The 15001-nt window shown below is 51.1% G+C and carries 11 protein-coding genes; 6 read left to right on the forward strand and 5 right to left on the reverse strand.

Annotated elements, in window-relative coordinates; translation table 11 throughout:
- A partial coding sequence (locus tag PF446_RS05990; protein WP_298070330.1) for a sterol desaturase family protein occupies nucleotides 1-669 on the forward strand: 669 nt, incomplete at its 5' end.
- Nucleotides 670-692: 23 nt separating this feature from the next.
- On the opposite strand, the gene PF446_RS05995 is transcribed toward PF446_RS05990, so the two are convergent.
- Complete coding sequence (locus tag PF446_RS05995) at nucleotides 693-980, reverse strand: lipid-A-disaccharide synthase N-terminal domain-containing protein (protein ID WP_298070331.1); 288 nt, start codon at nucleotides 978-980, stop codon at nucleotides 693-695.
- A 206-nt stretch (nucleotides 981-1186) separates the two neighbouring features.
- Between PF446_RS05995 and PF446_RS06000 the strand changes: the two genes are divergently transcribed.
- The 5 genes from PF446_RS06000 to PF446_RS06020 all read left to right on the forward strand — a co-directional run bounded on the left by PF446_RS06000 (nucleotide 1187) and on the right by PF446_RS06020 (nucleotide 7785).
- A complete protein-coding gene (locus PF446_RS06000) occupies nucleotides 1187-1462 on the forward strand; it encodes a lipid-A-disaccharide synthase N-terminal domain-containing protein (protein WP_298070332.1) in 276 nt (91 codons plus the stop codon).
- A 10-nt stretch (nucleotides 1463-1472) separates the two neighbouring features.
- Nucleotides 1473-3029, forward strand: a complete 1557-nt coding sequence (locus PF446_RS06005) for a glycosyltransferase family 39 protein (protein ID WP_298070333.1) — start codon at nucleotides 1473-1475, stop codon at nucleotides 3027-3029.
- A 45-nt stretch (nucleotides 3030-3074) separates the two neighbouring features.
- Complete coding sequence (asnB, locus tag PF446_RS06010) at nucleotides 3075-4988, forward strand: asparagine synthase (glutamine-hydrolyzing) (RefSeq protein WP_298070334.1); 1914 nt, start codon at nucleotides 3075-3077, stop codon at nucleotides 4986-4988.
- 651 nt (nucleotides 4989-5639) lie between these two features.
- Nucleotides 5640-6644, forward strand: coding sequence for an aldose epimerase (locus tag PF446_RS06015; protein WP_298070335.1), 1005 nt, complete (start codon nucleotides 5640-5642; stop codon nucleotides 6642-6644).
- 154 nt (nucleotides 6645-6798) lie between these two features.
- A complete protein-coding gene (locus PF446_RS06020; protein ID WP_298070336.1) occupies nucleotides 6799-7785 on the forward strand; it encodes an IS5 family transposase in 987 nt (328 codons plus the stop codon).
- Between the two features lie 364 nt (nucleotides 7786-8149).
- Here the strand turns inward: PF446_RS06020 and PF446_RS06025 are convergent, their stop codons facing one another.
- The 4 genes from PF446_RS06025 to PF446_RS06040 all read right to left on the reverse strand — a co-directional run bounded on the left by PF446_RS06025 (nucleotide 8150) and on the right by PF446_RS06040 (nucleotide 14927).
- Nucleotides 8150-9751 carry a carboxylesterase/lipase family protein gene (locus tag PF446_RS06025; RefSeq protein WP_298070337.1) on the reverse strand — a complete coding sequence of 534 codons (1602 nt, stop codon included), beginning with the start codon at nucleotides 9749-9751 and terminating at the stop codon, nucleotides 8150-8152.
- Between the two features lie 510 nt (nucleotides 9752-10261).
- Nucleotides 10262-12670 carry a TonB-dependent receptor gene (locus tag PF446_RS06030; RefSeq protein WP_298070338.1) on the reverse strand — a complete coding sequence of 803 codons (2409 nt, stop codon included), beginning with the start codon at nucleotides 12668-12670 and terminating at the stop codon, nucleotides 10262-10264.
- Nucleotides 12671-13258: 588 nt separating this feature from the next.
- Nucleotides 13259-14020, reverse strand: a complete 762-nt coding sequence (locus PF446_RS06035; protein ID WP_298070339.1) for an SDR family oxidoreductase — start codon at nucleotides 14018-14020, stop codon at nucleotides 13259-13261.
- A 4-nt stretch (nucleotides 14021-14024) separates the two neighbouring features.
- Nucleotides 14025-14927, reverse strand: coding sequence for an SMP-30/gluconolactonase/LRE family protein (locus tag PF446_RS06040; RefSeq protein WP_298070340.1), 903 nt, complete (start codon nucleotides 14925-14927; stop codon nucleotides 14025-14027).
- Between the last annotated feature and the right edge of the window lie 74 nt (nucleotides 14928-15001).

A 15001-nucleotide genomic window follows, 5' to 3' on the forward strand; every position in this document is an offset into this window, starting at 1 on the left:
GGCAGCGGGCCGGATTCGCTGCTCTCGCTGCAGCAACTGGTGCCGTGGTTCCAGGGCCATGACGTGCTGCAGTTCCTGGTCTATTTTGCCGTCTTCGACCTGGTCTACTACCTGATCCACCGCTTGCAGCATGCCGTGCCGTGGTGGTGGGCGCTGCACAGCCTGCACCATAGCCAGCGACAGCTCAATTGCTGGTCCAACGACCGCGACCACTACCTGGATGACCTGTTCGAGGTGCTGACCATCACCTGCGTATCCTTCCTTGTGGGTGTGCAGCCGATCGATTACGCCCTGCTGATCCTGATCGGTGCCCTGGTGGAGAACTTCTCGCATGCCAACGTGCGCATCCGCTTCGGCCGCGTGTTCGACAAGCTACTAGTGGATCCCGTCTATCACCGCCACCACCATATGCTCATCGATCCTGAACGCCCGCACCTGCACAACTGCAATTTCGCGCTGGTGTTTCCGCTCTGGGACATCATGTTTGGTACCGCCCTCTACAATGAGCCATTACACCCATGCGGTGTCGAGGACCCTCAGATCGACGCCGACAACCAAAAGGGCTTCCTGGGACAGCAATGGGCAGGGTTGCAGCGCTTCTGGCGTGCGTTGACCGGATCGCGATCAGAGGCAGAGGCAGAGGCACCAGAGTCGATCATTTCCACCTGACAGCCCGGGCCTTGGGTTGGCCGTCAGGTGTCCGAGCGAGAGGCATCGCGGCGCTCGCGAAGACGCCACTGCAGGTTTCTCACGTACACCACCAGGCCGCCGGCCTGGCCCAGGATGAACACCGGATCACGCTTGTGGATGGCGTAGCACAGCAGGATGGTGCCGCCAATGATGCTGGCATACCAGAACAGCATCGGGAATGTGCTGCGCTTGCGGTATTCGCTGTACAGCCACTGCACCAGGAAGCGGGCCGCGAAGATGGCCTGACCGATGAAGCCGATGACGATCCAGACCACACCGGAAATTCCCATGAACCAAGCCTCGTAAATGCAGCAAAACAGTGGGGCGGATCGTCCCGTGGTGGTACTGTTCCGGTCCGTCCCGCATGGAAAGGGGAACAGGCAGCACCAGACCTGCGGTCTCTGCGGGGTGACGCGGGCGCATCCATGCGTTCCAATTCACCAGGGCAGGCGTGGCACCTGCCCTGGGTGGGCATACTACAACAACGGTTTCTTTCATGACGTTTAGCGAACAGACCATCTGGCTCACCGTCGGCTTTTCCGGCCAGGCACTGTTCGGCCTGCGCTTCCTGGTGCAGTGGCTGTACAGCGAATCCCAGGGACGCAGCGTGATTCCACCCGCATTCTGGTATTTCAGCATTGCCGGCGGCTTGGTCCTGCTGTGCTATGCCATCCACAAGCGCGAGTTGGTATTCATCGTGGGTGAATTCATCACCCTGATGATTTTCATACGCAACCTCTACATGCTGCGCCGCGGATCAAGCGACAAGTGAAGGCCTGACGATGAGCGTGCAACCTCAGGAGACCGTCAAGCCCGAGACCGCTTCAAGGCAAGGCAGCAGTGGAACAGACCACGCCGCGTCCTCGCGCAAGGTACTGATCGGACTGATCGCCCTGCTGCTGCTGCTCGGCTATGCCTTCCAGGGCAGCCGCTCCCTCTGGAGTACGGACGAAGGGCGCTACAGCGGCAACGCCGCTCAGATGCTTGACTCCGGCAACTACCTGATGCCGGCCTTCAGCCCCGATCGCATCAACATCACCAAACCGCCGATGACCACCTGGGTCATCGCCGGATCCATGGACCTGTTTGGCCGCAACGCATGGGCTGTGCGCGCCCCGTATGCACTCGCCTTTGTGCTGACCGGCCTGCTGCTGTTTGCCATGGGAGGTCGGCTGGTTCCCGACGCACCATGGCTGCCGAGCCTGATCTATGCCTGTTCGCTGGTCCCCTTCATGGGGGCCAACGTGGTCAGCACCGATGTCCTGCTGACCTTGTTCGAGGCCCTGGCGGCCCTGGGATTCGTTCGTTCACACTTCGGGCCCCGCACGGCTACCGGGCGCAATGGCCTGTGGCTGATGTGGCTGGGCTTCGGATTGGCCTTCCTGACCAAGGGCCCCCCGGGACTGCTCCCCTTGCTTGGCATGGCGCCATTCGTGCTGCGCCGTGACGGCTGGCCTGGTCTTGGGCGGCTGTTCACGCCCACCGGCCTGCTGCTGTTCCTGGTGGCCGGTTTCAGCTGGTATGCGATCGTCGTGATGCGTACCCCGGGCCTGCTGCATTACTACCTGCACTACGAGGTCTACGACCGCCTCTTCACTGGTGCGCAGGGCCGGCACAGCCAATGGTATGGCTGGATTGTGGTGTATCTGCCCGTACTGAGCCTGGGCACCCTTCCGTGGTGGCCCGCCATGGGACGCGGCATCCGCAAGGCCGTCCACGCAGCGTGCTGGCGCCAGTGGTGGGGACAGGCCACCGCCCCCTTGTTCCTGTTGCTGTGGTTCGCGATACCGCTGGTCGTGTTCTGCCTGTCGCGATCGCGTCTGCCGATGTATTTGCTGCCGTTGTTTCTTCCGTTGTCGCTGATGCTTGCGCTGGACCTGCGCAGTCGCGTCGACCTGACGCGCAACAGACAACGGCTGGCGCTGGCGGCATGGATCCTGGTACTGCTGACCCTGAAAGCCGTGGCGGCCTACGCCGTGCACCCGAAGGTGGACAACCTCAAACGCGCGCAAGAGCTCGAACAGACCACGGGAGGCGCATCGTACGACGCGCTGGTGTTCATCCTCGACAAGACCTCACATACCGCAGTCGAGGAGAGCACGCCGTGGGGCATGCGCATCTATACGCATCGTCCCGTCTACGGCATCGCCTGGCATGCCCAGGACCGCGCCGCACGCGTGTGCAAGGAACTGGACCGGGAAGCGAACTCGCTTTTCCTGATCGCCCCCAGGATTGATCCCGCGCAAGTGGCCACCATCATGGATCGTTGCCCGGGCCACGTGACCCGAACTGTTGTCGGCGCCTGGCGCCACCAGACCCTGGTTCTGGTCAGGCATTGACCTGGCCGAACCCGAGCCCCCACCCCGACCGGAACTCAGCGATCTATGTGCGGAATATGCGGCGCCCTCGCCCTGGACGGCCAGACCGAAGTCCGGGACCTGCGTGAAAGTACTCGCACCATGCTGGCGGCGATGACCCATCGTGGGCCGCACGGCGAGGCCATGCTGTCGCGCCGTAACGCGGCGATCGGCGCCAATCGGCTGGCCATCCGCAGCGTTCAGGACCACCAGCCGCCGTTGCTCGAGAACGATGCCGGCATCATCGTCGCCTGCAATGGCGAGATCGACAATCATCGCGAGCTTCGCGCCTGGCTCGAACAACGCGGCCACAACATCGCCCGCACCACCGATGTTGCGGTAATCCCGGCGCTCTACCTTGAACTCGGGTCTGGTTTCGTGGAGAAACTGGAAGGCGTATTTGCCATCGCCATCTGGGATCCTCGCAAGCAATCGCTTCTGCTTACCCGCGACCGGGTCGGCGAACGTCATCTGCTGTACGCCAAACGCGGCAACACGCTCCACTTCGCCTCCGAATTGTCTGCCCTGGTCGCCGGACGTGCCGGTCCGCTGGAACTGGCACCGGAAGCGATCCGACAGTATCTCCGCGCAGGCTATTTCCCGGCGCCGGAACTGCCGCTCAAGGATCACGCGAAAGTCCGTCCCGGCGAAATCGTCACTTTCGACAAGCAGGGACTCACGCGCACCAGATACTGGAACTGCCCGATCGGCAAGACAAAAACTGTTCGTTCCACGCCCCGCGACTTCGACAAAGTCTTTCGCGACGCGGTGTATCGGCAGAGCGACATGGATGTCGAGCACGGCGTGCTGCTCAGTGGCGGCGTCGACTCCTCACTGATCACGGCCGTGGCGCGCAGCGTGCGTCCGGACCGTCCGCTGACCACCTACGGCATCCGCTTCCAGGAAACTTCCTTCGACGAGGGGGATGTCGCCTCGCGGGTGGCACAGATGCTCGACTGCGACTACGTGCCGGTGACCGTCACCTCAAAGGACTTCCCCGAAACCCTGCGTGATCTGATCGCCGCCACCGGCGAACCGCTTGCCGATCCGGCCTGGATCCCGCTTTCCGTGGTCGCGCAACGCGCGGCACAGGACGTACGCGTGGTACTCGCCGGGGAAGGCGCCGACGAACTTTTCGGCGGGTATCCGACCTATCTCGGGGCACGCTTCGCCGATCGATACATGCGCCTGCCTGCTTCCATCCGCTCGGCCTTGCGCCAAGGCGTTGAACGCCTTCCGGTCAGTGACAAGAAAGTCACGGTCTCATTTCTGCTCAAGCGCTTCATGCAGGGCCTGACCCTGCCCGGCCTTGCACGCCACATGTCATGGACGGCCAACATCCAGCCGGAAGTGCTGCACCGCCTGGGCATCGATGTTCAGCTGGATCCACCCTCGCATCCGGGCATGGCGCTGTTGGACGAAGTCCAGCGTTTCGATTTCCGCAACGCCCTGCCAGAGGCACTGATGGCCAAGGCGGACCGCGGCGGCATGCGCCACGCACTGGAGATTCGTGCGCCCTTCCTGGACCACACGGTGATCGATTTCGCCTCGCGGCTGCCCGAACGCGCCCGTGTCCACGGACTCACCACCAAGGTCTTCCTGAAACGCTACGCGTTGCAGTACCTGCCCCGCTCGGTGGTCCACCGGCGCAAGCGTGGACTATCCGTACCGTTGGCCAGCTGGCTGCGCGAACCGCTGCATGACTGGGCCCAAGACCGACTGTCCAGCCATGCGCTGGAAGATGCCGGAATCTCGACCCAGGGTGCCCTGGAGCTTCTGCGCGATCACCGTGCCCGCAAGAGCGACCACGCGCGGGCCCTGTGGACCCTGATCGTGCTCAGCGAATGGCTCGACTGGGCCGCGCAACATGCTACACAAGCTCCTTTGCAACGCAAGGCAACTGCAGACGACTCGATACAGTCAGAGGACTCTGGGCATTAATCCATTCGTATAAACCTATGATACAAGCTGCCCTGCCGATTGGTGGACAAAAAAAGCAATAAAATGCCACCGCAAGTGGCCCCTGAATACTGTAAAGGTCCGAAGTATGCATAGATGGTGCATCTCTGCGGTATCCGATCAAGACTTACTCTTGCAGGACTATTATAAGCAGGTAACAGCGCACACTATTTAATATAACTCATCCATATAAATTTTAATGCCTTAAGCGATGGTTCAACATGTATAGTCTGCTTTTCGATAAGGCATCGTTGCATTTTAATATAAGATCGAAACCATTTACGCGCAGAGAAATTTCTACTTAATAAACCACTTCTTTAAGTCTAATTTTTAAAAATTAAGTTTAATTAAATAAGGTTGTGCATTTGAATTTAACCAAACATCACTTCAATACAACATCCATATATATATTAATTATTAATTTTAAACAATTCGATAGATCGCATCGTTATCAGGAAACCCACACATATCCTCAAATGGAGTTATGTGACTGAACTTGAATCCAATATTACACATGAATGTTCTTGCTGATAAAGTTTTTCTGAACTAATGCCAAAATTCGTCTGAGTCTCTTCGATAGGATGGAAAAGAATAGAAATTTCCATTCTCTCCTACCGTTGCGCAGTGGAATACATGATCCGTTACACCTCAAGAAACGAATATCTTGGTTCACAGCCAGTGCTCGTGCTGGAAAATCTTGTTACCGGTACGATGGTACGCATAGCGAAAAGAGGTGCCACTCTTCTCAGTTACAAGATTTTTGATCATCGTGACATGATCGATATCGCTGATGGGTATCGCGACGAATCCGAACTATTAGCCTTTACGGGCTCGCGTTTTGCAATTATGTTCCCTTTTGCAAATCGTATCGGCGATGCTGAATACATTTTTAATGGCTCGAAGTACAACCTGGTTCAAAGCGCTAACCGTGAGGAACGTTCAATTCGACACGGATTTGTCCGTGATGCTGACTTTGAAATCCTTTCAGTACAACAGAATATTTCCAATATTTCTGCGACTTTCGCTTGCAAAAATATTCATCCTGAACTGTTCCATGGTTATCCGTTTTCCGTAGGCATTCGTGTTACCTACACATTGCATGATCTCGGCTTGGATCTTGAAATTGAGATGCACAACCATGGAGATCAATCTGCTCCTTGTTTCGCTGGCTGGCATCCTTACTTCAAACTGGATGACAGTGGCATCGATCAATGGAGTCTTCGAGTTCCTGCAAATAACCGTATTGTTTGTGATGATTTTCGTATTCCTCTAATGGGAAGCAATGCTTATGCAAGAGTGGATCTTGATCCTACTTTCGATTTTCGAAATACAAAAGATATCTCCAAAACCGTACTTGACGTCGCTTACGCTAACCTGAAGCCTGATGTGGATGGTCTCATACGTACGCGCATAGAAGATCCTACCGGTCGGCGCGCACTGAACGTCTGGCAACAGAGTGGCGTGATGATGGTATTCACTGGAGACAATCTTGAACACGGTGTACGGCGTTCAATTGCACTGGAACCGATGGAGGCTTTACCGAATGCATTCAATCGAGCCGATAGTTGCAAATCTATAACGCTACTGTCAGGAGCGACAAGAATCTTCCGATGCGGGGTCGAGGTATTGCTGACATGAAATCAAATACGGGAACTTGCTCAGAATTTCATGTGTATCCAAGCTCTAGCAAACTGCACGAATACTGGTAATCCCTCACAGAATAGCTGACCCTAGGGAAACTCTGATTTTGCCCCGCGGTCGAAGCGAAGCCCCTTCCGACAGAGTGTAGAAGATGCCCGAGCAGCTGACCTTGGCCACCGAGGCTGATGGTGGATTCGAGACCCATCGCAAGCCGACGCGGCGCGATGTGTTTTTGGCCGAGATGGACAAGGTGGTGCCGTGGTCCGAGCTATGCGCGGTGATTGAACCGTTCTATCCGAAGGCACGTGCCGAAGGCGGTCGCCGCCCGGTGGGTCTGGAGCGCATGTTGCGCATCCACTTTCTGCAGCAGTGGTATGCGCTGAGCGATCAGGCGGTGGAGGAAGCGCTGTACGACTCGGCGTCGATGCGGCGGTTTGTGAGGATTGATCTGGGGCGTGAGCCGGCGCCGGATGAGACGACGGTATGCAAGTTCCGCCACCTGCTGGAGAAGCACGGGCTGGCCAAGGAGCTGTTCAAGACGGTGAATCGGCATCTGCACGACAAAGGGTTGAAGCTCTCGCAGGGCACCATCGTGGACGCAACAATTCTTGGTGCGCCGTCGTCGACGAAGAATCGGGACAAGGCGCGTGATCCGGAGATGCATCAGACGAAGAAAGGTAATCAGTGGTACTTCGGTATGAAGGCGCACATCGGCGTGGACGAGGCCACTGGCTTGGTCCACAGCGTGGTGACGACGGCGGCGAACGTGAGCGATGTCACCCAGGTGGGCGATCTACTGCACGGCAAAGAGAAGGTCGTGTTTGGTGACGCCGGTTACACGGGTGCCGAAAAATACGCGCCAGCCAAGCGCAGGCGGAAGTGGCATATCGCGGCCAAGCGCAGCAAGGTCAAGGCGATCGAGGATGAGACGTTGCGGACTCTGACCGAGAAGATCGAACACATCAAGGCATCCATCCGCGCCGCGGTTGAGCATCCGTTCCGGGTGGTCAAGCGGCAATTCGGTCATGTGAAGGCGCGCTATCGCGGCTTGACCAAAAACGGCGCGCAGGTGCTGACGCTCTTCGCGCTGAGTAACTTGTGGATGGCCCGCCAGCACCTGCTGGCCAAGACAGGGTAAGTGCGCCCGCCAAGCGCGCTGCCGCGCTTAAACGCGGCAAATTAGGGTGAAACATCACCCACTGATGCGGTGTTTATCGGTCGCCGAGCGAAGAGCGAACACGAATATGATGGATGCTGCCACGAACGACGGTTGATCAGACCATCCGTAGGGCAGGAAGACGTCTCGGCGCTTTGTTTTGCGGTCCGTCTTGAAACCGCCTTCGGCTTGCGTGGGCAGGCTCCGTTGATTGGGCATGGGGTACGATTTGCGGGTACGGTCGAAGTTCGAAAGCGGAACAAAATCAGATTTTCCCTAGGTCATGAAGGAATAGATTTCTTTTAGATTTATGAACTTAGTTGAGGTAAAGCCGCCATGATTGACTTCAGTGCTTAAGTGAATCCCAAAACCCACAATGGTGCTCGTTTTTAAGTAATAATAAAGTTTTTGACCCTGGCCTAGAACTATTTAATGACATGAATTTATTATGGATAAATAAAGGCCAGTATGGTTGATATCCAGAATTAGGATTACCGTGATTTTTCGCAAAATTTGTCCAATAACTTATCATGACCCGAGATAAATCCTCTTGTTTCGCATCCAACATATGAATTCGTCCACGCGAACCGTGAAATTCAAAAAAAAGATATTGCAGCTCACTTGAGTGATATGCACCATAGGGTATTGGAGCCATATGCAGATAGACGGGAGCCGTTTCATCTGCAAATTCATAATAATAGGTCGGTACAAATTTACTTATTAAATTCGCCTTCTCCAACCCAGGACAGACAAATATACTATCTGTACCAACAGCAGCAAGCGCTAAATCAGGCCTTTTAAATTTTGATATTTTATACCGCGAAAATATGCCAACCGCATATTTTCCATATGTTTTCCTGATACGTGAAACAAATTGTGCCTTGGTCACCTGTGAACCACTGACATATTCCGCATGACCGATAAAATTTGTAACTTCATCTTTATTAGTTCCTATAATTATAGGAACTTTATTGAAATCGCCAGTTTCAAATGCTTCTTTTTGAGTTCGCGTTAATACAGTTCCGTCGATTATAAGATTAGGGCGTCCATTTGAATATTTACCGCCCAACGCCTGGATCTTTCTTACGGGGAGACGGCGAAGACAAGAAATTGTTTTATCATTACTTTTAAATCCACATCCTACTTTTTTGGCAAATTTCTTACCATTTATTTCTGCTTTATCTAAACTTTCTGGTGTAGTCAGGGATGTATAACTTCCGCTTTCCTCGATTGCCCCTTCAAATAGCCCTTTAGCAGTAGGTGAAATGATATTAGCTAAAACGCTTAACCCACCAGCTGACTCTCCGAATATTGTGACATTATTTGGGTCCCCACCAAAGGATGAAATATTTCGTTTAACCCATTTCAAAGCAAATTGTTGATCCATTAGTCCGTAATTACCAAAACGGTGGCCCTCTTTATCAAGGCCAGGAAGAGCCAGGAAACCGAAAATATTCATTCTGTAATTAAGAGTAACTACGATGACATTACCATTGCGTACCAGCATTGAAGGGTTGTATCCATCACTTGATCCGTGTGCCAAACCGCCTCCGTAAATCCAAACCATTACTGCAAGCTTTTTCTTATGTTTCAATTTGTATGGTGTAAATATATTAAGATATAAACAGTTTTCGTTTGTCGTTGCATCAGAAAATATTCCATTAGCACCTTGGGCACAGCCTCCTGCATATTTGGTAGCTAAGAGTATATTATTCCATTTTATAGGTGCCACTGGCGGTCTCCAACGGAGTCGACCAAGAGGTGGTCTGGCATAAGGTATACCTAAAAATTCACGTGTATTGTCTTTCAACTTCCCTTCTACAGATCCATATTCAGTTCTAACAATAAGCTTTATATCACTATTACTATTTTTTGCATACGCACAAGCCGGTGCTTCAAGAAGACCAAATGCGAAAGAAACAATCAGGATTAATAAAATTTTTTTCATTGGTCTTTTATCTCGTAGAAAAAGATAATAACTACAACCTCTTTTATCTTCAGTGCTGTAAAGACAATTCAATAATGTAGGAATTAATTTAAAGGACTGGCAGTTATTTAAATTATATCAATCACTAAATCAGTTGATAGCACAGGCCTTGTTTTCGTTTGTAATTTAATAATTTATTGATAATCTATATTTACTTTAAATAAGGCATATCATAATTAAATATTTTATCGCTATATTGGGGTATCTAGATTTGTTCTGATTATTGTATGCTAATTACATATTTATTATGTATTTGATTTATAATTTTTACAAAATAATTTTGTAAATTTTTAATTATTTTAGAAAAAGTCTAGTTTTTATATGTAAGGCACAAATTCACGGTTTAATAATTATGACTAACTCACCTGCTCATAAAGCTGATCTGCCAAGTTACTAATTAATAATCATAGATTTACAAGAAACTACCAGAGACAGCATCTCCCGGTTAACCGGGAGATGCGTTGTGCACATTCAGAAATTGTATCGGCCGACCAGCCCTACAATTCGTCTTGCATTCCTGGGCACTTGCTGTCGTACGTAAGAAGCACACGGGACAACATTACCGTTAACTACTGTTAATGAGCAATTTGGTAAACGCACATCTGCATAGAATGTGTTTAGAACATTTTGCACTTCGAGTTTGACAGAGTAAGTATCTGTATCATCTGATGCTTTCAAGCCAATGTTCCAAATCCCATATGCTGGCTGCGTTGCATAAGCTGCTTGCGATATAGGTGTTTGAGCTGACTGCCAGTTGTAATTTGTATCAAGACTTAATACAAATGGTAGTGATGGCAATGGCAGTTCATAATCACCATTTAATACAAATCTGTATTTTGGCGTTGCAAACTGTTTTCCGTTTCGATATTCACATGTCAATGGAGCACCCACAGGACAGTTGTATTTATCAACTTTAGCATTTGTATAAGCGAATCCACCGGCAAGATTCATGCCTGGAATGGGTCTAGCCCGGAAGTCCATCTCCAACCCCTTCGTGCTAACTGTTCCGGCATTAACAAGATTAGTGATAATTGTCCCGTTGACATTAATGAAGTTGTTTGTCTGAAATCCATTGAACTTGGTGTAAAAGATTGATGTGTTCAACTGAAGACGGCGATCAAACAGCACTGACTTAACACCAGCTTCATAGTCTTTTGATGTTTCTGCTGATATCAGAGCCGTATTGTTCGATGTCATATTGAAGAAAACGTTGTAGGCAGGACTTTTGTACCCCGTGCTGTAAGTCACATATGCCGTACTGTTATCGCTTAAATCTCCCTTCAAACCTATCTTACCAGTGACATGATTATCAGTTGCGCTATCACTGTTATTAAAGCTAGGTTGCAATCCAGGCATCCCTCCAAGACTACTTCTACTTAAGTTATATCCAACTTTGTCGAAAGTGTAGCGTAATCCTAATATGCCGCGTATATGATCGGTGAATGAATATGTGCCTTGACCATAAAGGGCATAATTGTTGTGGGTTATTCTGTCGTATTCCTTACCCGATCCGCTTACAAACGTTGATTTTCCAATTGCGCATGGAATGGTTCCATTTGGTAATGCAGGCAATGTAGATCCTACACAAAAAGTATCCAGACGTCGGAAATTGTCATGTGCAATTGTGTGGAATAAAAACATTCCGGCAACATATTTGAACCGTCCAGTATCTGGCGAAACAATACGAAATTCCTGTGAATATTGATCAAGTGACATATGCCCATGATCGGCCATACGGAAGTCGTAAGGTACGGAAGATTCCAGTAGCCCCGGAGGTCCGGGTAAAAAATCACCATCTCGACGTTCCAGATTCGTCCACCGGCGTGTTGCAGATATGGATACGAACTTGAATCCACTGGGCATGCTCCAGTCAAATTCAGCTGATAAACCTTCGTTTGTATCTTGCGTTAACGGAAGTGTATCTTCATTGATATTCTTGTTTTTTGAATTTGGTACAACAGCGCCTAATTGAGGACGAAGGACCAAACTGGTAAATGGTGTGTTTTGCACTATGTTAATAGACTGCCCACAGCAGTTGTCGTTTGTCCGAGACCAATCGGCGATAAACGTTCCTTTCAAGTTTGAATTTGGCCTCCAAATCAATTTGGATCTCACGCCACCTTGTTTTGTTCCGTTGCTCAGTTTTCCATTGTAAAAGTTACGTGAATTACCATCAAAATTCCAGTATTCATATGCAACTTGTCCGTCAAGCGTTGATGAAATAGGTCCTGAAAACAGACCTCTTACGCGATATTCATTATCGTTGAATACGCTGCCCTGGACATATCCAGTTCTTTGATTTGTTGGATCTGTTGTAACAATGTTTATAGCACCAGCCGATGAATTCATACCAAATAGTGTTCCTTGCGGACCATTCAGTACTTCAACACGCTTCATGTTCAACAGATTTGTAAAAGCCATACCTGAAGCGGCATATACAACCCCATCTACAACAGTAGACACACTTGGTTCGCTCGCGCGACTAAATGAAACAGTACCTATACCACGTATACTGAATGACTGATTTAAGTTTGTCGTTCCGCCATTAAACGTCAAACTTGGGGAAAACTGAGTCAATGATGTCGTAGTGGGTGTCGTCGCTTGTTCAATCTGTTCTTGTGAAACGACATTTATTGATGCTGCAACTTTCTGCAGATTTTGCACCCGATGCTCTGCAGTCACCACCACTTCTTGCAGCTGTGCAGAATTCGCTTTTTCTTTTGACTTATTGTCTGATTTCTTGTTGTTTTTCATGGAAGATGCAGACTTTGCACCTTGTGATTCCTGTTGTTTTGATGACTTTGCCTGCGCAACGGTTAACGGTACTGCCCCAAACAGCAATGCCATGACGCACACGTACAACGGTCGATAATTTTTCATCTTCACCCTCCTAGTTCCGTCTTGAGAATCGCCTATAGGCGTTTTCCTCACGAAAATCAATGGACTACTAGCTTTCTGTCTAGCTTAGGGGTGTATACGACAGAGCTTGCTTGAGTCAGGAACTTATACGCATACCAGCAACTAATTTGGTGTGTGAATAGCTAAGGTAGAACTTCCTGACAGTGCAAACGTTGTAGCGCCTCCCCCTCCTCCACCATGACTTGTTCGTAACTTTCTTAACGTGATCTTTATCTGATGTCTTATGTCTTATACAACTATGCTGAAGTGAGGTCAACCCGCCTGGCGAGCCTGTCACGCTGGGCCGGGATGTTGGGTTAGATCCCAGAACCACCATCTCCACCAGGCTGAACCGCTTGAAGCAAGCGCAAACGGTCCCTTCTGAGATCTGCCGGACTGGGACACGTTGCTTATGTGGAAGGGCTCGCGTGACGCCCGTCAATTCAACTCGATGGATGGTCTGCGCTTTACTATTCCTAGCTCTCAAACACCCCTGACAGCAATCTATCCCATGGTCTAAATGAGCGGGCCAACCGTTTATATGAACTTATTGGAGTCGCTAGTTTGTACTCACACGATGCCGCCATCCACCAGGAAATCCTGACCCGTACAAGCGCGTGCGTCTTCGGATACGAGGAATAGGACCATCGCGGCCACATCATCCGTACCGAGTCGGAACTTCAAAGCCTGTTCGTCGATAAAACTTTGTTCAAGTCGATCATCGACCCACATCCGCATCTGACGCTCGGTTTTGATCGCTCCGGGTACCACCGAGTTGACGCGTATCCCCTTCGGGCCCAGCTCCTGTGCCATGGTTCGTGTCAACGCGTGGATGCCTCCTTTTGCAGTGGTGTAGCCCGTAAACCCGGTACGCCGGCGTCGCCAACTGACAGATCCCATGTTGATAATTGATGCACCCGAAGGCATCAGAGGAGCCGCAGCCTGCATTGCGAAAAAATGTGGACGCAAGTTCACTTCCTGGCTTGCATCCCAAGAAGTGGGTGTGACCTTGTCATATGCAATTCGTCTGTCATTGGCCGCGTTGTTGATCAGCACGTCGAGTCGTCCCTCGTGGTCTTCCGTGAAATCGCGTATGGCCTGTTGCAGACTGTCTATGTCGCGCACATCCACCTGACGCGTCCAAAGCGCGGCATGTCCTGCCGCCTTCATCTCACGCACCATTTTTTCGCTGGACTCATTGTCCAGATCTATGAACCCGACCCTAGCCTTTTGCTCGAGAAGTCGCCTGACTAGACACGCACCGATTCCAGTAGCACCGCCGGTGACAAAAGCAGTCTTTCCGGAAAGGCACGGATACTGATTTTTCAACATGAAACTACCCCGCGAAATAGGGTTCGGGAATGCCAGGAACGGGTACCCGAAAACTGAAAATGCCACCGCTATGTGGATGACTGCGAAGTTGCTCGTCACTCAGTTGCTGACGAGCTGTGGTGACAAAGGCTGTGCGCATGTCGGACCCCCCGAACGCGATCATGGTGGCGTTGATCGACGGAATCGTGACCATCTCTACGACTTTTCCATCGGGAGCAAATCGTACTACCCTGCCACCATCATAAAGTGCTGACCAATAACAGCCTTGCGTATCGACACTGGCGCCATCCGGCCGACCACCTTTGGACTTGAACTCAGTGAACGTGCGCGTGTGACTGATTTCCCCGCTCTCTGAGTCGTAATCCCAGCAACGCACAATAAGGTTGCGCGTATCTGACCAGTACATGGTCCGTCCATCCGGGCTAAAAGCCAGACCGTTAGCACTACGCACATCTCCAGCAAGACGCTCGATCACACCCTTCGCATTGATCCGGTGCAGCGCCCCTGATGATCCTTTGAAATCAATCGTGCCTGCCAGAAATCGCCCAACCTGATCACAACGCCCATCATTGAATCTTCCGCCATCGGGCACTACTACTCCCTCGCCAATCCAACGTGGCATGGCATCGAAATGATCAATCAAGGCAAAACGGTTCCTCATAGCCAGTACAAACCCGCCTTTGCTTCGCTCGGAAAAACACGCTACAGGTTCTTCAAAGACACGACTGCTGTTGTCACCGCTAACAGGATCGAAACGATTCAGCGTTTGCTCACTGATGTCGACCCAGTACAAGACCTGGTCCCTTACTGACCAACGCGGACACTCACCAAGAGCGGCCTGTGCATCCAGTTCAAGCCTCACGGCGCCATGTCCACCTTGTTCGCCTGAAGTTTCCGCGTTGCTCATCACCGCGCCTCCTTCTTAACCACATATTATATATGATGTAATATATATGACTATGCAGACATTTCATACACGCG

Source organism: Oleiagrimonas sp. (assembly GCF_027858935.1).
GTDB lineage: Bacteria > Pseudomonadota > Gammaproteobacteria > Xanthomonadales > Rhodanobacteraceae > Oleiagrimonas.